The sequence below is a fragment of the Streptomyces sp. NPDC030814 genome (assembly GCF_055572155.1).
The window spans coordinates 370,563-394,135 of sequence record NZ_JBVIDX010000002.1; the positions used below are offsets into that span (position 1 = coordinate 370,563).

The 23,573-nt window shown below is 70.7% G+C and carries 22 protein-coding genes; 20 read left to right on the forward strand and 2 right to left on the reverse strand.

The window, feature by feature from the left end; genetic code table 11:
• Nucleotides 1–43 precede the first annotated feature (43 nt).
• A complete protein-coding gene (galE, locus tag ACZ43N_RS05115; RefSeq protein WP_468095062.1) occupies nt 44–1,033 on the reverse strand; it encodes a UDP-glucose 4-epimerase GalE in 990 nt (329 codons plus the stop codon).
• Between the two features lie 340 nt (nt 1,034–1,373).
• On the opposite strand from galE, the gene ACZ43N_RS05120 reads away from it, so the two are divergent.
• The 20 genes from ACZ43N_RS05120 to ACZ43N_RS05215 all read left to right on the forward strand — a co-directional run bounded on the left by ACZ43N_RS05120 (nt 1,374) and on the right by ACZ43N_RS05215 (nt 22,629).
• Nucleotides 1,374–3,179, forward strand: coding sequence for a DUF5941 domain-containing protein (locus ACZ43N_RS05120; protein ID WP_468095515.1), 1,806 nt, complete (start codon nt 1,374–1,376; stop codon nt 3,177–3,179).
• The gene (locus ACZ43N_RS05125) at nt 3,176–3,928 is read left to right on the forward strand and encodes a phosphocholine cytidylyltransferase family protein (RefSeq protein WP_009339281.1); all 753 of its coding nucleotides are present in this window, start codon (nt 3,176–3,178) and stop codon (nt 3,926–3,928) included. Before ACZ43N_RS05120 ends, ACZ43N_RS05125 begins: the two co-directional genes overlap by 4 nt.
• A complete protein-coding gene (locus ACZ43N_RS05130) occupies nt 3,916–4,980 on the forward strand; it encodes an iron-containing alcohol dehydrogenase family protein (protein ID WP_107461799.1) in 1,065 nt (354 codons plus the stop codon). Before ACZ43N_RS05125 ends, ACZ43N_RS05130 begins: the two co-directional genes overlap by 13 nt.
• A 28-nt stretch (nt 4,981–5,008) precedes the next feature.
• Nucleotides 5,009–5,737, forward strand: coding sequence for a CDP-alcohol phosphatidyltransferase family protein (locus tag ACZ43N_RS05135; RefSeq protein ID WP_468095064.1), 729 nt, complete (start codon nt 5,009–5,011; stop codon nt 5,735–5,737).
• 8 nt (nt 5,738–5,745) lie between these two features.
• Nucleotides 5,746–6,618, forward strand: coding sequence for a glycosyltransferase family 2 protein (locus tag ACZ43N_RS05140; RefSeq protein WP_468095065.1), 873 nt, complete (start codon nt 5,746–5,748; stop codon nt 6,616–6,618).
• A 96-nt stretch (nt 6,619–6,714) separates the two neighbouring features.
• On the forward strand, nt 6,715–7,644 hold the full coding sequence (locus tag ACZ43N_RS05145; RefSeq protein WP_468095066.1) for an ABC transporter permease: 930 nt from the start codon (nt 6,715–6,717) through the stop codon (nt 7,642–7,644).
• The gene (locus tag ACZ43N_RS05150; protein ID WP_468095067.1) at nt 7,637–8,404 is read left to right on the forward strand and encodes an ABC transporter ATP-binding protein; all 768 of its coding nucleotides are present in this window, start codon (nt 7,637–7,639) and stop codon (nt 8,402–8,404) included. The genes ACZ43N_RS05145 and ACZ43N_RS05150 overlap by 8 nt, the downstream gene beginning before the upstream one ends.
• A gap of 406 nt (nt 8,405–8,810) precedes the next feature.
• Nucleotides 8,811–9,713, forward strand: a complete 903-nt coding sequence (hpnC, locus tag ACZ43N_RS05155; protein ID WP_468095069.1) for a squalene synthase HpnC — start codon at nt 8,811–8,813, stop codon at nt 9,711–9,713.
• Nucleotides 9,710–10,660 carry a presqualene diphosphate synthase HpnD gene (hpnD, locus tag ACZ43N_RS05160; protein ID WP_468095070.1) on the forward strand — a complete coding sequence of 317 codons (951 nt, stop codon included), beginning with the start codon at nt 9,710–9,712 and terminating at the stop codon, nt 10,658–10,660. The genes hpnC and hpnD overlap by 4 nt, the downstream gene beginning before the upstream one ends.
• Nucleotides 10,660–10,800: a DUF6380 family protein gene (locus ACZ43N_RS05165; protein ID WP_468095071.1), complete on the forward strand. Its 141-nt coding sequence runs from the start codon at nt 10,660–10,662 to the stop codon at nt 10,798–10,800. Before hpnD ends, ACZ43N_RS05165 begins: the two co-directional genes overlap by 1 nt.
• Entirely contained in the window at nt 10,797–12,224 is a 1,428-nt protein-coding gene (hpnE, locus tag ACZ43N_RS05170) for a hydroxysqualene dehydroxylase HpnE (RefSeq protein ID WP_468095073.1), read from the forward strand. Before ACZ43N_RS05165 ends, hpnE begins: the two co-directional genes overlap by 4 nt.
• Before the next feature lie 59 nt (nt 12,225–12,283).
• A complete protein-coding gene (locus ACZ43N_RS05175) occupies nt 12,284–13,351 on the forward strand; it encodes a polyprenyl synthetase family protein (protein ID WP_468095075.1) in 1,068 nt (355 codons plus the stop codon).
• Nucleotides 13,352–13,487: 136 nt separating this feature from the next.
• Entirely contained in the window at nt 13,488–15,482 is a 1,995-nt protein-coding gene (gene shc, locus ACZ43N_RS05180; RefSeq protein WP_468095076.1) for a squalene--hopene cyclase, read from the forward strand.
• Nucleotides 15,482–16,129 carry a phosphorylase family protein gene (locus tag ACZ43N_RS05185; protein ID WP_468095078.1) on the forward strand — a complete coding sequence of 216 codons (648 nt, stop codon included), beginning with the start codon at nt 15,482–15,484 and terminating at the stop codon, nt 16,127–16,129. Before shc ends, ACZ43N_RS05185 begins: the two co-directional genes overlap by 1 nt.
• 5 nt (nt 16,130–16,134) lie before the next feature.
• On the forward strand, nt 16,135–17,157 hold the full coding sequence (hpnH, locus tag ACZ43N_RS05190) for an adenosyl-hopene transferase HpnH (protein ID WP_468095079.1): 1,023 nt from the start codon (nt 16,135–16,137) through the stop codon (nt 17,155–17,157).
• Between the two features lie 4 nt (nt 17,158–17,161).
• Entirely contained in the window at nt 17,162–18,319 is a 1,158-nt protein-coding gene (gene ispG, locus ACZ43N_RS05195) for a flavodoxin-dependent (E)-4-hydroxy-3-methylbut-2-enyl-diphosphate synthase (protein WP_468095081.1), read from the forward strand.
• Nucleotides 18,320–18,359: 40 nt separating this feature from the next.
• A complete protein-coding gene (gene dxs, locus ACZ43N_RS05200) occupies nt 18,360–20,369 on the forward strand; it encodes a 1-deoxy-D-xylulose-5-phosphate synthase (RefSeq protein WP_468095083.1) in 2,010 nt (669 codons plus the stop codon).
• Nucleotides 20,366–21,775 carry an aspartate aminotransferase family protein gene (locus tag ACZ43N_RS05205; protein WP_468095084.1) on the forward strand — a complete coding sequence of 470 codons (1,410 nt, stop codon included), beginning with the start codon at nt 20,366–20,368 and terminating at the stop codon, nt 21,773–21,775. The genes dxs and ACZ43N_RS05205 overlap by 4 nt, the downstream gene beginning before the upstream one ends.
• A gap of 103 nt (nt 21,776–21,878) precedes the next feature.
• Nucleotides 21,879–22,514 (forward strand): helix-turn-helix domain-containing protein, encoded by a 636-nt coding sequence (locus tag ACZ43N_RS05210; RefSeq protein ID WP_468095085.1) that lies wholly within the window; start codon nt 21,879–21,881, stop codon nt 22,512–22,514.
• Nucleotides 22,507–22,629: a DUF6126 family protein gene (locus ACZ43N_RS05215; RefSeq protein ID WP_468095086.1), complete on the forward strand. Its 123-nt coding sequence runs from the start codon at nt 22,507–22,509 to the stop codon at nt 22,627–22,629. Before ACZ43N_RS05210 ends, ACZ43N_RS05215 begins: the two co-directional genes overlap by 8 nt.
• Nucleotides 22,630–22,714: 85 nt before the next feature.
• On the opposite strand, the gene ACZ43N_RS05220 is transcribed toward ACZ43N_RS05215, so the two are convergent.
• On the reverse strand, nt 22,715–23,515 hold the full coding sequence (locus ACZ43N_RS05220; RefSeq protein ID WP_468095088.1) for a tyrosine-protein phosphatase: 801 nt from the start codon (nt 23,513–23,515) through the stop codon (nt 22,715–22,717).
• Between the last annotated feature and the right edge of the window lie 58 nt (nt 23,516–23,573).

A 23,573-nucleotide genomic window follows, 5' to 3' on the forward strand; every position in this document is an offset into this window, starting at 1 on the left:
ATGTGCTCTGACCTGCGGAAACGATACGCAGGTCAGAGTGGTGTCATGATCGGGAACCGGGCTGGAGACCGCGGTGCAGGCGCCAGCCCGCCCATGCCGACTCGACCATCTCGCGCACCCCGCGCCGGGCCGTCCAGCCCAGCTCCCGCTCGGCCAGCGCGGCGCACGCGACGGCGCGCGGCGCGTCACCGGGGCGGCGCGCTTCGACGAGCGCGGGCCGGCGGTCGCCGGTCACCTCACCGACCAGCGTGACCAGTTCGCGCACCGAGACGCCCTCGCCACGGCCGATGTTCACGGTCAGGTGGTCGGTCGTGTCCAGCGCGGCGAGCCGTCGGACCGCGGCGAGGTGCGCCTCGGCGAGGTCGGCGACATGGATGTAGTCGCGGACGCAGGTGCCGTCCGGGGTCGGGTAGTCGTCGCCGAAGATCCGGGGTGCCTCGTCGCGGGTGAGGCGGTCGAAGACCATCGGGATCACATTGAAGACGCCGGTGTCGGCGAGCTCGGGCTCGGCGGTGCCCGCCACGTTGAAGTACCGCAGACACACGGTGGCCATGCCGTGTGCCCGGCCCGCCGCGCGGACGAGCCACTCCCCGGCGAGCTTGGTCTCGCCGTAGGGACTCATCGGGGCGCACGGGGTCTCCTCTGTGATGAGGTCCACGTCCGGGTTGCCGTACACGGCGGCGGAGGACGAGAACAGGAACCGTCTCACTCCCGCACCGGCCGCAGCGTCGAGCAAGGTGGCCAGTGCGCCCACGTTCTCCTGGTAGTAGCGGATCGGCTGGGCCACCGACTCGCCGACCTGCTTGCGGGCCGCCAGATGCACCACACCGGTCACGGCGTGCTCGGCGAGAGTCCGCTTGAGGAGGTCGCCGTCCAGGGCGGAGCCGTGGACGAGCGGGATGCGGTCGGGGAGGCGGCCGGGGACGCCGGTCGAGAGGTCGTCCAGGGCGACCACCTGTTCTCCGGCATCGGCCAGGGTCCTCGCCACGTGTGCGCCGATATATCCGGCTCCGCCTGTGATCAGCCAAGTCATGGGCACCTACCTTAACGGTGCCGCCCTGGCCTCGTTGATAGTTTCTGTTGGTTGATGTTGAAGATTGTTGACTCTGTGGCAGTCGGTCGCGGGCTTCGTCGTATATCGCCTATGAGCCGATATGCGAACCGGAGTTTGTGGCGTGGCCCCCGAATCCCCGATGATGATCGCGGCGGAGCCCCAGCAGGCCCACCTGATCGGGCCGTGAACGGGCGGTGAATCCTCGTTTCCCTTCATCCGATAACCTCTGCCGACACGCCGCCGGACCGTAGCGGGCCGGGGTCTCTCCACCACGCACATGCCCGGCGCGGTCGCGTCGGCACCCAGGGAGTGAGTTCGTCTGTCGACCGCCATCCTCACCGGTCAGCCGGTCCCCGGATCGTCGCTGGAGGGCGATCTGCGGTCGCTCGGCTTCGACGTGCGGGTCGCCTCCGACGCCGGTGACGCCGAAACGCTCCTGGCCACCGTTCCCGCCGGTCAGCGGGTCGCGATCGTCGACGCCCGGTTCGTGGGACACGTCCACGCGCTGCGCCTGGGCCTCACCGACCCCCGGTTCGAGGCCGCCGCCCTGCCGGGCGCCGTGACCGTGCAGGCCGCCGCACGCCAGGCCCTCGACCGGGCGCTGGCCCGCGAGAACTCCGACGCGGGCGGCACCACCGCCGTCGCCGTGGACAGCATCGCCGACCGGGTGGTCGCCGCGCTCGATGCCGACGGCGTCCCCCTGTACCGGCCCGACCTCGGCACCCTGGTCGCCGTGGTCCCCGCCGACCCGCAGACCCGCGACGAGGCCCGCCAGGCGGTCGCCGCCGTCGACGACGAGGCAGTCCGGCTGCGGACGGCCGTGAAATCCCGCGACGGCTTCTTCACCACGCACTTCATCAGCCCCTACTCCCGCTACATCGCCCGCTGGTGCGCCCGCCGCGGTCTCACCCCGAACCAGGTCACCACGGCCTCACTCGTCACCGCCCTGATCGCGGCGGGCTGCGCGGCCACCGGCACCCGCGGCGGGTTCGTCGCGGCCGGCCTGCTGCTGATCTTCTCCTTCGTCCTGGACTGCACCGACGGTCAGCTGGCCCGCTACTCGCTGCAGTACTCGACGCTCGGCGCCTGGCTCGACGCCACCTTCGACCGCGCCAAGGAGTACGCCTACTACGCGGGCCTCGCGCTCGGCGCCGCCCGGGGTGGTGACGACGTGTGGGCGCTCGCCCTCGGCGCGATGGTCCTGCAGACCTGCCGCCACGTCGTCGACTTCTCCTTCAACGAGGCGAACCACGACGCCACCGCCAACACCAGCCCCACCGCCGCCCTCTCCGGCAAGCTCGACAGCGTCGGCTGGACGGTGTGGGTACGGCGCATGATCGTGCTGCCGATCGGCGAACGCTGGGCGATGATCGCGGTCCTGACGGCGGCCACCACGCCCCGTATCACCTTCTACGCGCTCCTCATCGGCTGCGCGTTCGCTGCGACCTACACCACGGCGGGCCGTGTGCTGCGCTCGCTGACCCGCAAGGCACAGCGGACGGACCGGGCGGCACGGGCACTGGCCGACCTCGCCGACAGCGGCCCTCTGGCCGAGGCTCTCTCCCGCGTCATGCCGAGCCGCTACCCGGTCCTCGCCAAGCTCCTGGCCCTCGCGGGCGCCGCCGTCCTGGTGCTCGCTGCCTGGATCGACGGGCCCGGCTGGTCGGTCGTCCTCGCCGCCGCCGTGTACGTCCTGGTCTCGGCGGACGCCGTCGCACGTCCCCTCAAGGGGGCCCTGGACTGGCTGATTCCCCCGCTGTTCCGCGCCGCCGAGTACGGCACCGTTCTTGTACTGGCGGCCAAAGCCGAGGTGAACGGAGCCCTCCCCGCGGCATTCGGGCTGGTGGCGGCTGTCGCCTACCATCACTACGACACGGTGTACCGCATCCGCGGTGACGCCGGCGCGCCGCCGCGGTGGCTGGTGCGGGCGATCGGCGGTCACGAAGGCAGGACGCTGCTGGTCACCGTCCTGGCCGCGCTGCTCGCGCCCACAGAGTTCACAGTCGCGCTCACGGTTCTCGCCGTGGCCGTGGCGCTCGTGGTGCTCCTCGAGAGCATCCGCTTCTGGGTGACCGCCCATAAAACCGGCGCACCCGCCGTACACGATGAAGGAGAACCCGCATGATCGGCCTCGTGCTGGCGGCCGGCGCCGGACGGCGTCTGCGCCCCTACACCGACACCCTGCCCAAGGCTCTGGTGCCGGTCGGCCCGGAGGGGAACGAGGACAGCCTCACCGTTCTCGACCTCACGCTCGGCAACTTCGCCGAGATCGGCCTGACCGAGGTCGCGATCATCGTCGGGTACCGCAAGGAGGCCGTCTACGAGCGCCGTGAGGCGCTGGAGCAGAAGTACGGCCTGAAGATCACCCTGATCGACAACGACAAGGCCGAGGAGTGGAACAACGCCTACTCCCTGTGGTGCGGCCGTGACGCCATCAAGCACTCGGTGATCCTCGCCAACGGCGACACCGTGCACCCGGTCTCCGTCGAGAAGACCCTGCTCGCCGCGCGCGGCGGCGACAAGAAGATCATCCTCGCCATCGACACCGTGAAGTCGCTGGCCGACGAGGAGATGAAGGTCGTCGTCGACCCCGAGAAGGGCATGACGAAGATCACCAAGCTGATGGACCCGGCGGAGGCCTCCGGCGAGTACATCGGCGTCACCCTCATCGAGGGCGAGGCCGCCGACGAGCTGGCCGACGCGCTGAAGACGGTCTTCGAGACCGACCCGCAGCAGTTCTACGAGCACGGCTACCAGGAGCTCGTGAACCGCGGCTTCAAGATCGACGTGGCGCCCATCGGTGACGTCAAGTGGGTCGAGATCGACAACCACGACGACCTCGCCAAGGGACGTGAGATCGCGTGCCAGTACTGACGAGGCTCATCCCCTCGCCGGTCGTCGTGGACATCCGTCCCGGCGCGCTCGATGACCTGGCGACGATTCTGTCGGACCAGCGCATCGCGCCGTCGGGCCGGATGGCCTTCGCCATCAGCGGCGGCTCCGGCCAGGCGCTGCGCGAGAGGTTCGCCCCCGCGCTGCCGGAGGCGGACTGGTTCTGCGACGCCGACGGCACCATCGACGGCGCCGTACGGCTCGCCGACTCGATCAAGAAGGGCGGTCACTACGACGCCGTGATCGGGCTCGGCGGCGGCAAGGTCATCGACTGCGCCAAGTACGCCGCGGCCCGGGTGGGCCTGCCGCTGGTCGCGGTGGCCACCAACCTCGCCAACGACGGCCTGTGCTCCCCGGTCGCCACGCTCGACAACGACGCGGGCCGCGGCTCGTACGGTGTGCCGAACCCCATCGGGATCGTCATCGACCTCGATGTCATCCGTGAGGCCCCGGTGCGCTTCGTGCGGGCCGGCATCGGCGATGTGATCTGCAAGATCTCCGCCGTGGCCGACTGGGAGCTGTCCAGCCGCGAGACCGGCGAGAAGGTCGACGGACTGGCCGCCGCGATGGCCCGCCAGGCCGCCGAGGCCGTGCTCCGCCACCCCGGCGGCATCGGCGACGACGACTTCCTGACGACCCTGTCCGAGTCCCTCGTGCTGTGCGGGATCTCCATGTCCGTGGCCGGCGACAGCCGTCCCGCCTCGGGCGCCTGCCACGAGATCAGCCACGCCTTCGACCTCAGCTTCCCCAAGCGCAACGCCCTCCACGGCGAGCAGTGCGGACTGGGTGGCGCCTTCGCCACGTTCCTGCGGGGTGACAAGGAGATCGCCGGTCAGATGACCGAGGTCCTGCGCCACCACGGGCTGCCCGTCCTCCCGGAGGAGATCGGCTTCACCATCGACGAGTTCGTCAAGGTCGTGGAGTTCGCGCCGCAGACCCGGCCGGGCCGCTACACCATCCTCGAACACCTCGAACTGAGCACCGAGCAGATCAAGGACGCATACGCCGACTATGCCAAAGCCATCGGTAGCTGAGCTCCGACCGGTCGTTCACCCCCCGGGGGTGAAGGACCGGCGGAGCGGCGAGCACTGGGCCGGCCGGCTCTACATGCGCGAAATCTCCCTGCGCATCGACCGGCACCTGGTGAACACCCGGGTCACGCCCAACCAGCTGACCTACCTGATGACCGTCTTCGGCGTCCTCGCCGCCCCGGCCCTGCTCGTTCCGGGCATCTGGGGCGCCGTCCTCGGTGTGCTGATGGTCCAGCTGTACCTGCTGTTCGACTGCGTCGACGGGGAGATCGCCCGCTGGCGCAAGCAGTACTCGATCGCCGGCGTCTACGTCGACCGGGTCGGCGCGTACCTCTGCGACGCGGCCGTGCTCGTCGGCTTCGGCCTGCGCGCCGCCGACCTGTGGGGCACCGGCCGGATCGACTGGCTGTGGGCCTTCCTCGGCACCCTCGCCGCTCTCGGCGCCATCCTGATCAAGGCGGAGACCGACCTCGTCGGAGTCGCCCGGCACCAGACCGGGAAGCCGCCGGTCCAGGAGTCGGCGTCGGTGCCGCGCTCCTCCGGCATGGCACTGGCCCGCCGGGCCGCCGCCGCGCTCAAGTTCCACCGGCTGATCCTCGGTGTCGAGGCGTCCCTGCTGGTCCTGGTCCTCGCGATCGTCGACCAGGCCCGGGGCGACCTCTTCTACTCCCGGCTCGGAGTGGCCGTCCTCGCGGGCATCGCCCTGCTGCAGACCCTGCTGCACCTGGTGTCCATCCTCGCCTCCAGCAGGCTGAAGTGAGCGGCGGCATGAAGGTCGGCGCGGTCATCATCACCATGGGCAACCGCCCCGACGAACTCCGCGCCCTCCTCGACTCGGTCGCCAAGCAGGAGGGCGACCGGGTCGAGGTGGTCGTCGTCGGCAACGGCTCACCCGTCCCGGACGTCCCCGAGGGCGTCAGGACCGTCGAGCTGCCCGAGAACCTCGGCATCCCCGGCGGCCGCAACGTCGGCATCGAGGCGTTCGGCCCCGGCGGCCGGGACGTCGACGTCCTCCTCTTCCTGGACGACGACGGTCTGCTCGCCCACCACGACACTGCCGAGCTGTGCCGCAAGGCCTTCGAGGCCGACCCGCGGCTCGGCATCATCAGCTTCCGCATCGCCGACCCCGACACCGGTGAGACCCAGCGGCGCCATGTGCCCCGGTTGCGTGCCTCCGACCCGATGCGCTCCTCCCGGGTCACCACCTTCCTCGGCGGCGCCAACGCCGTACGGACCCGCGTCTTGGCCGAAGTCGGCGGGCTCCCGGACGAGTTCTTCTATGCACACGAGGAAACCGACCTGGCATGGCGGGCCCTCGACGCGGGCTGGATGATCGACTACCGGTCCGACATGGTGCTCTACCACCCGACGACCGCGCCCTCCCGGCACGCGGTCTACCACCGCATGGTCGCGCGCAACCGCGTCTGGCTCGCGCGCCGCAACCTCCCCGCCCTGCTCGTGCCCGTCTACCTGGGCGTCTGGCTGCTGCTGACCCTGCTGCGCAAGCCCTCGGGCCCGGCCCTGAAGGCGTGGTTCGGCGGTTTCAAGGAGGGCTGGACGAGCGCCTGCGGTCCCCGCCGGCCCATGAAGTGGCGTACGGTGTGGCGCCTGACCCGACTGGGCCGACCTCCCGTCATCTGACAAGCTCGATATCTGAGAGCATGCGGCGGTACCCGGTCCCAGGTTTCGGCCTCGGCCCGACCAGGCTGCGCACTTTGAGGACGAAAGTATCCATTTGTGAGTGAGACAACGCATGACGGCAGGCTCGCGGTGAGCGACCGCCCGTCGCCCGATGACGGGCTCTCCGCGGCGGAACTGGCCGCCAAGTACGGGCTGTCCGTGAGCGGTGCCCGTCCCGGACTCGCCGAGTACGTCCGCCAGATGTGGGGGCGGCGTCACTTCATCCTCGCCTTCTCCCAGGCGAAGCTCACCGCGCAGTACAGCCAGGCCAAGCTCGGCCAGCTGTGGCAGGTGGCCACCCCGCTGCTGAACGCGCTGGTGTACTTCCTGATCTTCGGCCTGATCCTCGACGCCGACCGCGGCATGTCCCGCGAGGTCTACATCCCGTTCCTGGTCACGGGTGTGTTCGTCTTCACCTTCACCCAGAGCTCGGTGATGGCGGGCGTCCGCGCGATCTCCGGCAACCTCGGGCTGGTGCGCGCGCTGCACTTCCCCCGGGCCTCCCTGCCCATCTCCTTCGCGCTGCAGCAGCTCCAGCAGCTGCTGTTCTCGATGATCGTGATGTTCGCCGTGGCGATCGGCTTCGGCAGCTACCCCAAGCTGTCCTGGCTGCTGATCCTCCCGGTGCTGGCGCTCCAGTTCTGCTTCAACACCGGCCTGGCCCTCGTCTTCGCCCGCATGGGAGCCAAGACCCCGGACCTCGCCCAGCTGATGCCGTTCGTCATGCGCACCTGGATGTACGCCTCCGGCGTCATGTTCTCCATCCCGGTGATGCTGGCCAAACATCCCCAGTGGATCAGCGACGTCCTCCAGTGGAACCCGGCCGCCATCTACATGGACCTGATGCGCTTCGCGCTCATCGACGGCTACGGCTCGGAGAACCTGCCCCCGCACGTGTGGGCGGTCGCGAGCGGCTGGGCCGTGCTGGTCGCGCTCGGCGGTTTCGTGTACTTCTGGAAGGCGGAGGAGAGGTACGGCCGTGGCTGACACCCGAGTCCCCACCGTCATCGCGGACGAGCTGCACATCGTCTACCGCGTCAACGGCGCCAAGACCGGCAAGGGCAGCGCCACCGCCGCACTCAGCCGCATCCTGAAGCGCGGCGAGGAACGGGGTGTCCGCAAGGTGCACGCCGTCAAGGGCGTCTCCTTCGTCGCCTACCGCGGCGAGGCCATCGGCCTCATCGGCTCCAACGGCTCCGGCAAGTCCACCCTGCTGCGCGCCATCGCCGGTCTGCTCCCCGCGGAGAAGGGCAAGGTCTACACCGACGGCCAGCCCTCCCTCCTCGGCGTCAACGCCGCCCTGATGAACGACCTCACGGGCGAGCGGAACGTCATATTGGGCGGCCTCGCGATGGGCATGTCCCGCGAGCAGATCAAGGCGCGCTACCAGGAGATCGTCGACTTCTCCGGCATCAACGAGAAGGGCGACTTCATCACCCTGCCGATGCGCACCTACTCCTCCGGCATGGCGGCGCGGCTGCGCTTCTCCATCGCGGCGGCCAAGGACCACGACGTCCTGATGATCGACGAGGCCCTCGCCACGGGTGACCGCAAGTTCCAGAAGCGCTCCGAGGCCCGCATCCGCGAGCTGCGCAAGGAGGCCGGTACGGTCTTCCTCGTCAGCCACAACAACAAGTCGATCCGGGACACCTGCGACCGGGTCCTGTGGCTGGAACGCGGCGAGCTGCGCATGGACGGTCCGACCGAAGAGGTCCTGAAGGAGTACGAGAAGTTCACGGGCAAGTAGCCCGTCACGACGCCGGGCCCCGCCGGAACTGCTCCGGTGGGGCCCGGCGTCTGCTGAGGAGACGGGAGCCGGGCGTCCGCAAAGGAACGGCCAAGTCCGGCAAGGAACAGTCAACTCCGGCCACCCAGAGGAACCTTGGGGGCAATCGGTGCTTTCTTGTGATGCGCGGGACACCCCGACGGAGCACGGTGCGTTGTAGAACGTAAGCTGTACCGGTGCCGAATCGCGGCAAGTGGGTCCATAATGCGCGACACCCGGCATCCGTCGCACACGCTGACTATCGGGCGGCGTGTCCGAAATAGTGCGTATTGGGTCGGCAGTGTAGAACGGGAGATGTGACGGCCATGGCTTCGGAAACTCCCCAGCTCAACAACGCTTCCGCCGTCCCCGCGCCGGGTGACGGGCGGTGACCGATAGCGGGACGGCGCGCACCGGCGACCCGGAGCGCGACACCCTCCACAAAGCCGCGGCCGAGAACTTCCCCGTCGCGCCGTTCTTCCTGCCCAGGGCCTGGCGTGACGACCTGACGGCGCTCTACGGCTTCGCCCGCCTCGTCGACGACATCGGCGACGGCGATCTCGCCCCCGGTGGTGCCGACGCCCGCCTCCTGGGAGTCTCCCCCGAGGACGCCGACGACCGGCTCCTCCTCCTCGACGCCTTCGAGGCCGACCTTCGCAAGGTCTTCGACGCCACCCCGAGCCACCCGCTGCTGCGCGGCCTCCAGCGCACGGTCCGCCGCCACTGCCTCAGCCCCGAGCCCTTCCTCGGCCTGATCGCCGCCAATCGCCAGGACCAGCTGGTCAAGCGGTACGAGACCTACGACGACCTGCTCGCCTACTGCGAACTGTCCGCCAACCCCGTGGGTCACCTGGTGCTCGCCGTGACGGGCACCACCACCCCCGAACGGACGCGCCTCTCCGACGCCATCTGCACCGCGCTCCAGATCATCGAACACCTCCAGGACGTGGCCGAGGACCTCCGCCGCGACCGCGTCTATCTGCCCGCCGAGGACCTGAAACGCTTCCATGTCCAGGAAGCGGACCTCGCCGCACCCGTCGCGGGCGCATCGGTGCGCGCACTGGTCGCGTACGAAGCGGAACGCGCCCGGAACCTCCTGGACGAGGGCACCCCGCTGGTGGGGAGCGTCCACGGCAGGCTGAGGCTGCTCCTCGCGGGATTCGTGGCGGGAGGAAGGGCGGCCGTCCATGCGATCGCCGCCGCCGGATTCGACGTACTTCCCGGCCCACCCAAGCCCGGCAGGCTCCGGTTGCTGCGGGAAGTGGGCGCGGCCCTGCGAGGAGAGGGGTGATCCGGACCGTGGAGTCGGAACCACACGCGTCCGCGCCGGTACTCGCCGCCTACAGTTACTGCGAGGCCGTCACCGGACAACAGGCCCGCAACTTCGCCTACGGCATCCGGCTGCTGCCGACGCCCAAGCGCCGTGCGATGTCCGCTCTCTACGCGTTCTCACGACGCGTCGACGACATCGGTGACGGCGCGCTCGCCGCCGAGGTCAAGACGGCCCGGCTGGAGGAGACCCGGTCGCTGCTCGACCGCGTCCGCGCGGGCACCGTCGACGAGGACGACACCGACCCCGTGGTGGTGGCCCTCGCCCACACCGCGAGCCGCTTTCCCGTCCCGCTCGACGCCCTCGACGAACTCATCGACGGCGTCCTGATGGACGTACGCGGCGAGACCTACGAGACCTGGGACGATCTGAAGGCCTACTGCCGTTGCGTCGCCGGCGCCATCGGACGGCTCTCGCTCGGCGTCTTCGGCACCGAACCCGGGGCGCGGGGAGCGGAGCGCGCGCCGGAGTACGCCGACACCCTCGGACTCGCCCTGCAACTCACCAACATCCTCCGGGACGTTCGCGAGGACGCCCAGGGCGGCAGGACCTATCTGCCGAGCGACGACCTCGCGAAGTTCGGCTGCTCGGCGGGGTTCGCCGGGCCGCTCCCGCCGGCCGACTCCGACTTCGCGGGTCTGGTGCACTTCGAGGTGCGCCGGGCCCGCGCCCTCTTCGCGGAGGGCTACCGACTCCTGCCGATGCTGGACCGGCGCAGCGGAGCCTGTGTCGCCGCCATGGCCGGTATCTACCGGCGGCTGCTCGACCGCATCGAGCGCGAGCCCGGGGCGGTGCTGCGCGGTCGTGTCTCGTTGCCCGGCCGCGAGAAGGCCTATGTCGCGGTGCGCGGCCTCTCCGGTCTGGACACCCGCCATGTGTCCCGGCGTACCGTCAGGAGGCGCGTCTGATGGACAATGCAGGCAAAGGTGAACTCATCGTGGACAAGGGGTACGCAACCCTCCGCACCGCGAGGGCGTCCCTGACTGCGACGGCCTGTCGCGGACCGATCCCTGGCCCCGGCCGGCCGGCAGGGGAGGGTGCGCGATGACCGACGGAGCACAGTCCTCAGGACTCCCGGGCGAGGACCGGACGGGCCGGCCCCGCAGCACGGCCGTAGTGGTCGGCGGGGGACTGGCGGGCGTCACGACCGCGCTCGCACTCGCCGACGCCGGTGTGCGGGTCACCCTGCTGGAGGGGCGGCCGCGCCTCGGCGGACTGGCCTTCTCCTTCCAGCGCGGCACCCTGACCGTCGACAACGGCCAGCATGTGTACCTGCGCTGCTGCACCGCCTACCGCTGGTTCCTCGACCGGATCGACGCGGCGGCGCTGGCTCCGCTGCAGAACCGTCTCGACGTGCCGGTCCTCGACGCGCGGGGCAGACCCGGCCGGCGGCTCGGCCGCCTGCGGCGCGACCCGCTGCCCGTCCCCCTGCACCTCGGGCGCAGCCTGGCCACGTACCCGCACCTCTCGCTCGCCGAACGCGCCAAGGTGGGGCGTGCCGCGCTGGCGCTCCGGACACTCGACCTCGACGACCCGGCACTGGACGAGCGGGACTTCGGCGGCTGGCTCGCCGCACACGGCCAGTCCGCGCGGGCCGTCGAGGCACTGTGGGACCTCGTGGGCGTCGCCACCCTCAACGCGGTGGCCCGGGACGCCTCCCTCGGCCTCGCCGCGATGGTCTTCAAGACGGGCCTGCTGTCCGACCCCGGCGCGGCCGACATCGGCTGGGCCCACGTCCCGCTGGGCGAGCTCCACGACCGCCTGGCCCGCAAGGCCCTCGACTCGGCGGGCGTCCGTACCGAACTGCGGACCCGCGTCACCGGCGTCGCCGCCGGCGAGAACGGCGGCTGGCAGGTCGAGGTGGTCGGCGAGAGCCTGCACGCCGACGCGGTCGTCCTCGCCGTACCGCAGCGCGAGGCGTACGACCTGCTTCCGCAGGGTGCGCTCGACCACCCCGAGCGACTGCTGGACCTCGGCACCGCGCCGATCCTCAACGTCCATGTGGTGTACGACCGGAAGGTGCTGAGCCGCCCCTTCTTCGCGGCGCTCGGCTCGCCAGTGCAGTGGGTCTTCGACCGCACCGAGGCGTCCGGGCTGGGCGAGGGCCAGTACCTGGCGCTGTCCCAGTCGGCCGCGCACGACGAGATCGACGAGCCGGTGGCGGTGCTCCGCGAGCGTTATCTGCCCGAACTGGAGCACCTGTTGCCCGGCGTGCGCGGCGCGCGGGTGAAGGACTTCTTCGTGACCCGGGAGCGCACCGCGACCTTCGCTCCCACCCCCGGCGTCGGACGGCTCAGGCCCGGCGCCCGCACCAAGGCACCCGGCCTGTACCTGGCCGGAGCGTGGACCGCCACCGGGTGGCCCGCGACCATGGAGAGTGCGGTCCGCAGCGGCGTCGGCGCGGCGGACGCCGCCCTCGCCGCACTGGGCCGGCCCCGGGACCATCTCTTCGACTACGAGGAGGCAGCGTGACGCTCCAAGCGCACCCGAACGGTTCCCGCACTCTCGGCACCGCAACTAGAGGAGAGACTGTGCCCACTGTGCCCCCGGCCGCGACGGCAGCCGACGCGGTGGACGTGACCGCGCTCCTGGAGCGCGGGCGGACCCTGGCCACGCCCGTGCTGCGGGCGGCGATCGAGCGGCTGGCGCCCCCCATGAACACCGTCGCGGCCTATCACTTCGGCTGGATCGACACCCACGGCAACCCGGCCGACGGCGACGGCGGCAAGGCCGTGCGCCCCGCACTGGCCGTCATGTCCGCGGAGGTCACCGGCGCCGCCCCCGAGGTCGGCATCCCCGGCGCGGTCGCGGTGGAGCTGGTGCACAACTTCTCGCTGCTGCACGACGACCTGATGGACGGCGACGAACAGCGCCGCCACCGGGACACCGTCTGGAAGGCGTACGACCCCGCCCAGGCCATCCTCGTCGGCGACGCCCTGATGGTCCTCGCCAACGAGATCCTCCTCGAACTCGGCACCGCCGAGGCGGCCCGCGCCACCCGCCGGGTCACCACGGCCACCCGTGCGCTCATCGACGGACAGGCCCAGGACATCTCCTACGAGCACCGTGAGCGGGTCACCGTCGAGGAGTGCCTGGAGATGGAGGGCAACAAGACCGGCGCCCTGCTCGCCTGCGCCTGCTCCATCGGCGCGGTCCTCGGTGGCGCGGACGACCACACCGCCGACACGCTGGAGAAGTACGGCTACCACCTCGGGCTCGCCTTCCAGGCCGTCGACGACCTGCTGGGCATCTGGGGCGACCCGGTCTCCACGGGCAAGCAGACCTGGAGCGACCTGCGCCAGCGCAAGAAGTCCCTGCCGGTGGTGGCCGCGCTCGCGGCGGGCGGCCCCGCCTCCGAGCGGCTCGGTGAACTCCTCTCCGCCGACGCCAAGAGCAGCGACTTCGAGAACTTCTCCGAGGAGGAGTTCGCCGCCCGCGCCGCCCTCATCGAGGAGGCCGGCGGCCGGGCGTGGACCGCCGAGGAAGCGCGCCGCCAGCACGCCATTGCCATCGAGGCGCTCGACTCGATCCGGATGCCCGAGCACGTACGCGACCAGTTCGCGGCGCTCGCCGACTTCGTCGTCGTGCGGCAGAGATGACCGCCATCGACCGACCGCCGACCGCCATCGGTCGCATAGCCCCCGCGTAGTCGCCGGCCGGTGCCTGTTCACCGGACACGCACCGGCCGACGGCCGACCCACCGCAGAGATCCGTCCACTGCACGAAGGGGAAGCCATGACAGCGACGACCGACGGAAGCACCGGGGCACTGCCGCCCCGCGCTGCCTCGGCCAGCGAAACCGACACCGACACCCCGGTGGCGGCAGGGGTCCAGGACGCCGCCGAGCGCGCCCTGCGGCGTGCCACCGAGTTCCTTCTCGCGCGTCAGGACGCCCGGGGCTGGTGGAAGGGCGACCTGGAGACCAACGTCACCATGGACGCGGAGGACCTGCTGCTCCGTCAGTTCCTCGGCATCCGCGACGAGGAGACGACCCGGGCCGCCGCCCTCTTCATCCGGGGCGAGCAGCGCGAGGACGGCACCTGGGCGACCTTCCACGGCGGTCCGCCCGAACTCTCCGCGACCGTCGAGGCGTATGTCGCGCTGAGACTGGCCGGTGACGATCCGTCGGAGCCGCACATGGCGAAGGCGTCCGCGTGGATCCGGGAGCGCGGAGGGATCGCCTCGTCCCGGGTCTTCACCCGGATCTGGCTCGCCCTCTTCGGCTGGTGGAAGTGGGACGACCTGCCGGAGATGCCTCCGGAGATCATCTACTTCCCGAAGTGGATGCCGCTGAACATCTACGACTTCGGCTGCTGGGCACGGCAGACCATCGTGCCGCTCACGATCGTCTCCGCCAAGCGCCCGGTCCGGCCCGCGCCGTTCCCGCTCGACGAACTGCACACCGACCCCGTCCGGCCCAACCCGCCGAAGCCCCTCGACCCGGTGGGCACCTGGGAGGGCGCGTTCCAGCGGCTCGACAAGGTGCTGCACGGCTACCACAAGGTGGCGCTGAAGCGGCTGCGCAGGGCGGCGATGAACAGCGCGGCCCGCTGGATCATCGAGCGACAGGAGAACGACGGCTGCTGGGGCGGCATCCAGCCACCGGCCGTGTACTCGGTCATCGCGCTCCATCTGCTCGGCTACGACCTCCAGCACCCGGTGCTGCGGGCCGGCCTGGAGTCACTGGACCGGTTCGCCGTGTGGCGCGAGGACGGCGCCCGCATGATCGAGGCCTGCCAGTCGCCCGTGTGGGACACCTGCCTCGCGACCATCGCGCTCGCCGACGCCGGTCTGCCGGCCGACCACCCCCAACTGGTCAAGGCCGCCGACTGGATGCTCGGCGAGGAGATCGTCCGCCCCGGCGACTGGTCGGTCAGACGCCCCCAACTGCCGCCGGGCGGCTGGGCCTTCGAGTTCCACAACGACAACTACCCCGACATCGACGACACCGCCGAGGTCGTGCTCGCCCTGCGCAGGGTGAGGCACCACGACCCCGAGCGCGTCGAGAAGGCCGTCGCGCGCGGGGTGCGCTGGACCCTCGGCATGCAGTCGAGGAACGGCGCCTGGGGCGCCTTCGACGTCGACAACACCAGCATGTTCCCCAACAAGCTGCCGTTCTGCGACTTCGGCGAGGTCATCGACCCGCCCTCCGCCGACGTCACCGCCCACGTCGTGGAGATGCTCGCGGTCGAGGGCCTCGCGCACGACCCGCGCACCCGGCGCGGCATCGAGTGGCTGCTCGCCGAACAGGAGCCGTGCGGAGCCTGGTTCGGCCGCTGGGGCGTCAACTACGTCTACGGTACGGGGTCCGTGGTCCCCGCGCTGGTGGCCGCCGGGCTGCCCGCCGCGCACCCGGCGATCCGCCGGGCCGTGGGCTGGCTGGAGACCGTACAGAACGCCGACGGCGGCTGGGGCGAGGACCTGCGCTCCTACCCCGACCCCGCCGAATGGGCGGGCAAGGGCGCCTCCACCGCCTCCCAGACCGCCTGGGCGCTCCTCGCGCTGCTGGCCGCGGGGGAGCGGGACGCCAAGGCCGTGGAGCGCGGCGTCGCATGGCTCGCACAGACCCAGCGCGACGACGGCGGCTGGGACGAGCCCCACTTCACGGGGACCGGCTTCCCTTGGGACTTCTCCATCAACTACCACCTCTACCGGCAGGTCTTCCCGCTCACCGCCCTCGGCCGGTACGTCCACGGCGAACCGGGCGTACTGCAGGCCGGGGCGAGCTGATGGACGCGGCCGCCGCCCCGGCCCCGCTGCTGATCGCCTGCGCGCTCGGCATCGAGCAGTTCGCCCTGCGCAGCGGCGGCGACCGGGGCGGCGCCGGCGGACCGGTCACCGTGCTGCGCACCGGCATGGGCCCGAAGGCCGCCGAGCGCGCCGTCACCCGGCTCCTCGCCGACCCGGCGCTGGCCGGGGCCGCCGTACTGGCCACGGGGTTCTGCGCCGGGCTCGCCCCCGGTATGCACCCCGGTGACCTCGTCGTCGCCGAGGAGACACGCGGCCCCGGCGGCGCCGTCACGCCGTGCTCGGGCATCGAACGACTGGTCAAGGAGCTGGAAAGGGGAGTACCCGGGCGCACGGTCCACACCGGCCCGCTCACCGGATCCGATCACGTCGTACGCGGTCAGGAGCGGTCGGACCTGTTCGCGACCGGAGCGATCGCCGTCGACATGGAATCCGCGGTCACGCTCCACTGCGCCGTGCGATCGGGCGCACGCCCGGTTGCGGCCGTCCGAGTGGTCGTGGACGCTCCAGAACATGAACTGGTCCGGATCGGCACGGTACGCGGTGGAATATCGGCTTTCCGCGTTCTCCGTGCCGCCCTCCCCGCTTACTACGAATGGCACCGTTCCTTGCTGCTCCCCAGGAGGTGAGCCAGATGGCCATGCCGCTCCGCCAGTCCATCAAGGTGGCGACGTATCTCGCTGAACAGAAGCTCCGCAGGCGCGACAAGTTTCCGCTGATCGTCGAATTGGAACCGCTCTACGCCTGCAACCTGAAGTGCGAGGGCTGCGGCAAGATCCAGCATCCGGCCGGGGTGCTCAAGCAGCGCATGCCGGTGGCCCAGGCCGTGGGCGCCGTTCTCGAATCGGGCGCGCCGATGGTGTCCATCGCCGGCGGTGAGCCGCTGATGCATCCGCACATCGACGAGATCGTGCGGCAGTTGGTGGCCCGCCGGAAGTACGTCTTCCTCTGCACCAACGCGCTGCTGCTGCGCAAGAAGATGGACACCTTCAAGCCCTCGCCGTACTTCGCGTTCGCCGTGCACATCGACGGGCTGCGGGAGCGGCACGACGAGTCGGTGGCCAAGGAGGGCGTGTTCGACGAGGCCGTGGCCGCCATCAAGGAGGCCAAGCGGCGGGGCTTCCGGGTGACCACCAACTCGACCTTCTTCAACACCGACACCCCGCAGACCATCATCGAGGTCCTCAACTTCCTCAACGACGACCTGAAGGTCGACGAGATGATGATCTCGCCCGCCTACGCCTACGAGAAGGCCCCCGACCAGGAGCACTTCCTCGGTGTGGAACAGACCCGCGAACTGTTCAGGAAGGCGTTCGCGGGCGGCAACCGGCGCCGCTGGCGCCTGAACCACTCGCCCCTGTTCCTCGACTTCCTGGAGGGCAGGGTCGACTTTCCGTGCACCGCGTGGGCGATCCCCAACTACTCGCTCTTCGGCTGGCAGAGGCCCTGCTACCTGATGAGCGACGGCTACGTCCCTACCTACCGCGAGCTGATCGAGGACACCGACTGGGACGCGTACGGCCGCGGCAAGGACCCGCGGTGCGCCAACTGCATGGCCCACTGCGGCTACGAGCCCACCGCGGTCCTCGCCACCATGGGGTCGCTGAAGGAGTCGCTGCGCGCCCTGCGCGAGACGGTCTCCGGGAAACAGGGGTGATGTCATGACCGCCGTGCCCCTCGGCGTTCCCGAGATGCCCGTCCGGCCGGTCGCCGAGCGCCGCCCCTCGCGGCGTATCCAGGTCGGGTCGGTGGCCGTGGGCGGCGGGGCCCCGGTGTCGGTGCAGTCGATGACGACCACCCGTACGTCGGACATCGGTGCCACCTTGCAGCAGATCGCGGAACTCACCGCGTCCGGCTGCCAGATCGTGCGCGTCGCCTGCCCCACACAGGACGACGCGGACGCCCTCGCCGTCATCGCCCGCAAGTCGCAGATCCCGGTGATCGCGGACATCCACTTCCAGCCGAAGTACGTCTTCGCCGCGATCGAGGCCGGGTGCGCGGCCGTACGGGTCAACCCCGGCAACATCAAGCAGTTCGACGACAAGGTGAAGGAGATCGCGCGGGCGGCGAAGGACCACGGGACGCCGATCCGCATCGGGGTCAACGCCGGGTCGCTCGACCGGCGGCTCCTCCAGAAGTACGGCAGGGCGACCCCCGAGGCGCTGGTGGAGTCCGCGCTGTGGGAGGCGTCCCTGTTCGAGGAGCACGACTTCCGGGACATCAAGATCTCCGTCAAGCACAACGACCCGGTCGTGATGGTCGAGGCGTACCGGCAGCTCGCCGCCCGCTGCGACTACCCGCTGCACCTGGGCGTCACCGAGGCCGGGCCCGCCTTCCAGGGGACCATCAAGTCCGCCGTGGCCTTCGGGGCGCTGCTCGGTGAGGGCATCGGCGACACGATCCGTGTCTCGCTGAGCGCGCCGCCGGCCGAGGAGGTCAAGGTCGGCATCCAGATCCTCCAGTCGCTGAACCTGCGGCCGCGGCGGCTGGAGATCGTGTCCTGTCCGTCGTGCGGACGGGCGCAGGTCGACGTCTACCGGCTGGCGGACGAGGTGACCGCCGGGCTGGAAGGCATGGAGGTGCCGTTGCGCGTCGCGGTCATGGGCTGTGTCGTCAACGGGCCCGGGGAGGCGCGGGAGGCGGACCTCGGGGTCGCCTCCGGCAACGGCAAGGGGCAGATCTTCGTGAAGGGCGAGGTCATCAAGACCGTCCCCGAGTCGAAGATCGTGGAGACCCTCATCGACGAGGCGATGAAGATCGCCGAGCAGATGGAGAAGGACGGCGTCGCGTCGGGGGAACCGGCGGTCACCGTGAGTTGACGACACGGGCTGAAGAGCACGGATCGAGAGGGGGCCCGACGTGACGATTCTGGAGAACATCCGGCAACCGCGCGATGTGAAGGCGCTGACCGAGGCGGAACTCGGTGCACTGGCCGAGGAGATCCGGGAGTTCCTGGTGCACGCGGTCGCCAGGACCGGCGGTCACCTGGGGCCCAACCTGGGAGTGGTGGAGCTGACCATCGCGCTCCACCGGGTCTTCGAGTCACCCGTCGATCGCATCCTGTGGGACACCGGTCACCAGAGCTACGTCCACAAGCTGCTGACGGGGCGACAGGACTTCTCCAAGCTGCGCGGAAAGGGCGGCCTGTCCGGCTATCCCTCGCGCGAGGAGTCCGAGCACGACGTCATCGAGAACAGTCACGCCTCCACCGCCCTCGGCTGGGCCGACGGCCTCGCCAAGGCCCGCCAGGTCCAGGCGGAGAGGGGCCACGTCGTCGCCGTCATCGGTGACGGGGCGCTGACCGGCGGCATGGCCTGGGAGGCGCTCAACAACATCGCCGCCGCCAAGGACCGGCCGCTGATCATCGTCGTCAACGACAACGAGCGCTCCTACTCACCGACCATCGGCGGCCTCGCGAACCACCTCGCCGCTCTGCGGACCACCGACGGCTACGAGCAGTTCCTCGCCTGGGGCAAGGACGTCCTGCTGCGCACCCCCGTCGTCGGCCACCATGTCTACGAGGCGCTGCACGGGGCGAAGAAGGGCTTCAAGGACGCGTTCGCACCCCAGGGCATGTTCGAGGATCTGGGTCTGAAGTACGTGGGACCGATCGACGGCCACGACACCATGGCGGTCGAGTCGGCGCTGCGCCGCGCCAAACGGTTCCACGGACCCGTCCTCGTCCACTGTCTGACCCAGAAGGGCCGGGGGTACGAGCCCGCCCTCGCCGACGAGGAGGACCACTTCCACACGGTCGGCGTCATGGACCCGCTCACCTGCGAGCCGCTCGGTCCCATCGGCGGACCGTCCTGGACCTCGGTCTTCGGTGACGAGATCGTCCGGATCGCCGACGAGCGCGAGGACGTCGTGGCGATCACGGCCGCGATGCTGCACCCGGTGGGCCTCGGCAGGTTCGCCGAGAAGTTCCCCGACCGGGTCTGGGACGTCGGGATCGCCGAGCAGCATGCGGCGGTGTCGGCGGCCGGCCTCGCCACCGGCGGCCTCCACCCGGTCGTCGCCGTCTACGCCACCTTCCTGAACCGGGCCTTCGACCAGCTGCTGATGGATGTCGCCCTGCACCGGTGCGGGGTGACCTTCGTCCTGGACCGGGCCGGGGTCACGGGCGTCGACGGGCCGTCGCACAACGGCATGTGGGACATGTCCGTCCTGCAGGTCGTACCCGGGCTGCGGATCGCCGCGCCGCGCGACGCGGAACAGCTGCGGGCACAGCTGCGGGAGGCGGTCGCCGTGGACGACGCGCCGACAGTGATCCGGTTCCCGAAGGAGTCGGTGGGGCCCGAGATCCCGGCCCTGGAGCGGGTCGGCGGCATGGACGTCCTGCACCGCCCCCCGGCCTCCGGGGAACCCGGGGTGCTGCTGGTCGCCGTCGGCGTCATGGCGCGGGTGTGCCTCCAGGCCGCCGAGCTGCTGGAAGCGCGCGGCATCGGCTGCACCGTCGTCGACCCCCGCTGGGTCAAGCCGGTCGATCCGGCGCTGCCCTGGCTCGCCGACGAGCACCGGCTGGTGGCGGTCGTGGAGGACAACAGCCGTGCGGCCGGGGTCGGTTCGGCGGTCGCCCTGGCCCTGGGGGACGCCGACGTGGACGTACCCGTACGGCGGTTCGGCATTCCCGAGCAGTTCCTCGCGCACGCCAAGCGGGGCGAGGTGCTGGCCGACATCGGGCTGACGCCGGTCGACATCGCCGGACGGATCAGCGCGACTCTGGCCGGGAAGGACGCGTTCGAAAAGGGGGCGGTCGCGAAGGACGCGCTCCAGGGGGAGGAGTCCGCGCAGAGGGCGCCGGCGAGGGGCGCACCGTCGACGGCAGACCCGACCGACGCCGAACCCGCCGAGGAGACACCGTCATGACCACCGCCGAACCCGCCGCCGGAGCCAGGGAGTTCGACCTCGGCAGACTGCTCGCCGAGCGCGGCGCCGAGCGCTACGAACTCCACTCCCGGCACCTCAACCACCAGCTGCCGCGCATGTTGCACACCATCGGCTTCGACAAGGTCTACGAGCGGGCCGAGGGCGCGTACTTCTGGGACTCCGACGGCCTCGACTACCTGGACATGCTCGCCGGGTTCGGGGTGATGGGCCTCGGCCGCCACCACCCCGTGGTCCGCAAGGCGCTGCACGACGTCCTCGACGCGCAGCTCGCCGACCTCACCCGCTTCGACTGCCAGCCCCTGCCCGGACTGCTCGCCGAACGGCTGCTCGCCCACAGCCCGCACCTGGACCGGGTGTTCTTCGGCAACAGCGGCACGGAGGCCGTCGAGACCGCCCTGAAGTTCGCCAGGTACGCCACCGGCCGGCCCCGCGTCCTCTACTGCGACCACGCCTTCCACGGGCTCACCACCGGCTCGCTCTCCGTGAACGGCGAGAACGGCTTCCGGGACGGCTTCGCCCCGCTGCTGCCCGACACCGCCGTACCGCTCGGTGATGTCGACGCACTGGCGAAGGAGCTGAAGAAGGGTGACGTCGCCGCGCTGATCGTGGAGCCCATCCAGGGCAAGGGGGTGCACGAGGCACCGCCCGGCTATCTGCGCGCCGCCCAGGAACTGCTGCGCGGTCACAAGGCGCTGCTCATCGCCGACGAGGTGCAGACCGGGCTCGGGCGGACCGGTGACTTCTACGCCTACCAGCACGAGGAGGGCGTGGAGCCGGACCTGGTGTGTGTGGCCAAGGCGCTCTCCGGCGGATATGTACCGGTGGGCGCTACCCTCGGCAAGGAGTGGATCTTCAAGAAGGTCTACTCGTCGATGGAGCGTGTCCTCGTCCACTCGGCGAGCTTCGGCTCCAACGCCCAGGCCATGGCCGCCGGGCTCGCCGTCCTGGCGGTGATGGAGAACGAGGAGCTCGTGGCGAACGCCCGCGCCACGGGAGAGCTGCTCAAGAGCCGGCTCATGGCGCTGGTCGACACGTACGAGCTGCTCAGTGACGTGCGCGGCCGGGGTCTGATGATCGGCATCGAGTTCGGCAGGCCGAGGTCGTTGAAGCTGCGCGGCCGGTGGACAATGCTCCAGGCGGCGCGCAAGGGGCTCTTCGCGCAGATGGTCGTCGTGCCGTTGCTGCAACGGCACCGCATCCTCACCCAGGTCTCCGGCGACCATCTGGAGGTGATCAAGCTGATCCCGCCGCTGATCATCGGGGAGCGGGAAGTGGACCGGTTCGTTGCGGCCTTCACCGAGGTGATGGACGACGCGCACAGCGGCGGCGGGCTGATGTGGGACTTCGGCAAGACCCTGGTGAAGCAGGCGGTGGCCAACAGGTAGGGCCCGCCGAGCGGCTCTTGGCCCGCAGGCAGGAGCGGAAGAGTTGCTTTGCCTCTGAGGCAAGAAATTTGCCCCCAAGGCAAAGTCGCGGCTGAATGGGGGCATGAGCCCTTCCGAGGGTACGGCCCCTCCCGAGCCCACGGCGGACGCGGACCTGCCCGTCGTCGCCCCCCAGCTGCGCGCCCTGCGCCGCCGCGCCTCCCTGACACTGGAGGCGGCGGCCCGGGCCGCCGGGCTGTCGCCCGCGCACCTCTCCCGGCTGGAGACCGGGCAGCGTCAGCCCTCGTTGCCGATGCTGCTGGCCCTGGCCCGGATCTACGGTACGACCGTCTCCGAACTGCTCGGCGAGACGGTCGCCGGACGGGACGCCGTCGTGCGGGCCGACGACATGGAACCCACTGGGGCCGGCGGCTGGACCTACTGGCAGGCGGGCGCCCCAGGACGCGGGATGCAGGCGTTGCGCGTCCATGTGCCGTACGGCTCGCAGGGCGACATCGTGCGGGTCCACCCGGGCGAGGAGTGGCTGTACGTCCTGAAGGGGCGGCTGCGGCTGCGCCTCGGGGACACCGCGCATCTGCTCGCGCCCGGGGACAGCGCGCACTTCGACTCGCTGACCCCGCACCGTATCGCCGCCGCCGATCATGACGGCGCCGACCTGCTGTTCGTCCACACCCTGCTGCAGAGCCCGACCGCCGCGCTGTGCCTCGGGCCGACCACCCCGGAGACTTCCCATGAGTGACCTGGAAGAGAAGTTCCCCCGCGCCCTGTGGGTGCGTCTGATCATCTACATCGCCGTCGGGCACCTCTTCGCGGCCTTCATCTATCTGCTGTTCGAGGTGGGCGCCAAGCAGTGAGCGACGGACCGGCGCCGGCGGACCTGCGACCCGGCGATCTCCTCCCGTGGGGGCTCCCGGCCAGGGCCGGGAGCCCCCACGGGGTTCAGTTGTCGAGCAGTCGCTCGCGCAGCCGCTCGCGGTTCTCCGGGCTCAGCTTCAGGCCCTGCTCCAGATAGGTGTCCACGTCGCCCCAGGTCTCCTCGACCGTGTCGAAGGCCGCCTGGAGATACTCGGCGCGGGCGTCGAACAGGGGGCTCAGGAGCTCCATGACCTCGGGGGAGTAGGCGCTCGGGGAGCTGCTGCTGCGGCGTACCTTGTAGCGGCGGTGCTTGGCGTTCGACTCCAGGTAGTCGGAGACGATGGCCTCGTGCTCCACGCCGACGGCGAGAAGCGTCACGGCTATGGAGAGGCCCGCGCGGTCCTTGCCCGCCGCGCAGTGCATCAGCGCGGGCACGCTGTCCTCGGCCAGCGCGTGCAGCACATGGGAGTGCTCGGCCGTGCGCTGCCTGATGATCGTGCGGTAGGAGGCGATCATCCGGCCGGCGGCCTTGCCGTCGTCCAGCAGCGCGCGCAGCTGGTCCACATCGCCGTCGCGGACCATCTTCCAGAACTCGGCGCCGTCCGCCGGGTCGGACAGCGGCAGGTTCACATTCCGCACGCCGGGCAGCTCGACGTCCGGGCCCTCCAGCTTCTGGTCTGCGGCATTGCGGAAGTCGAAGATCGTGTGCAGACCCAGGGAACCCAGAAACGCGGCGTCCTCGTCGGTGGCGTGCGCGAGATGCCCGCTGCGGAACAGCACTCCCTGACGCACCCGACGGCCGTCCACGGTCGGCAGGCCACCCACATCGCGGAAGTTGCGCACTCCGGTCAGCTCGGGCTCGGTCGACGGGATCTGCTGCGTCACGGGGGCTCCTCCCATCCGGCCGTCGGCGCCGATCGTCGACGGACACGCGCTCGGCATC

Excerpts from the sequence above, each read along its gene's own strand:
- ispG (WP_468095081.1), top strand. The coding sequence starts at position 17,162 with ATGACCGCCGTGCCCCTCGGCGTTCCCGAGATGCCCGTCCGGCCGGTC.
- ACZ43N_RS05205 (WP_468095084.1), top strand. The coding sequence starts at position 20,366 with ATGACCACCGCCGAACCCGCCGCCGGAGCCAGGGAGTTCGACCTCGGC.
- shc (WP_468095076.1), top strand. The coding sequence starts at position 13,488 with ATGACAGCGACGACCGACGGAAGCACCGGGGCACTGCCGCCCCGCGCT.
- ACZ43N_RS05215 (WP_468095086.1), top strand. The coding sequence starts at position 22,507 with ATGAGTGACCTGGAAGAGAAGTTCCCCCGCGCCCTGTGGGTGCGTCTG.
- hpnE (WP_468095073.1), top strand. The coding sequence starts at position 10,797 with ATGACCGACGGAGCACAGTCCTCAGGACTCCCGGGCGAGGACCGGACG.
- hpnH (WP_468095079.1), top strand. The coding sequence starts at position 16,135 with ATGGCCATGCCGCTCCGCCAGTCCATCAAGGTGGCGACGTATCTCGCT.
- ACZ43N_RS05185 (WP_468095078.1), top strand. The coding sequence starts at position 15,482 with ATGGACGCGGCCGCCGCCCCGGCCCCGCTGCTGATCGCCTGCGCGCTC.
- galE (WP_468095062.1), bottom strand. The coding sequence starts at position 1,033 with ATGACTTGGCTGATCACAGGCGGAGCCGGATATATCGGCGCACACGTG.
- ACZ43N_RS05140 (WP_468095065.1), top strand. The coding sequence starts at position 5,746 with ATGAAGGTCGGCGCGGTCATCATCACCATGGGCAACCGCCCCGACGAA.
- ACZ43N_RS05125 (WP_009339281.1), top strand. The coding sequence starts at position 3,176 with ATGATCGGCCTCGTGCTGGCGGCCGGCGCCGGACGGCGTCTGCGCCCC.
- ACZ43N_RS05210 (WP_468095085.1), top strand. The coding sequence starts at position 21,879 with ATGAGCCCTTCCGAGGGTACGGCCCCTCCCGAGCCCACGGCGGACGCG.
- ACZ43N_RS05165 (WP_468095071.1), top strand. The coding sequence starts at position 10,660 with ATGGACAATGCAGGCAAAGGTGAACTCATCGTGGACAAGGGGTACGCA.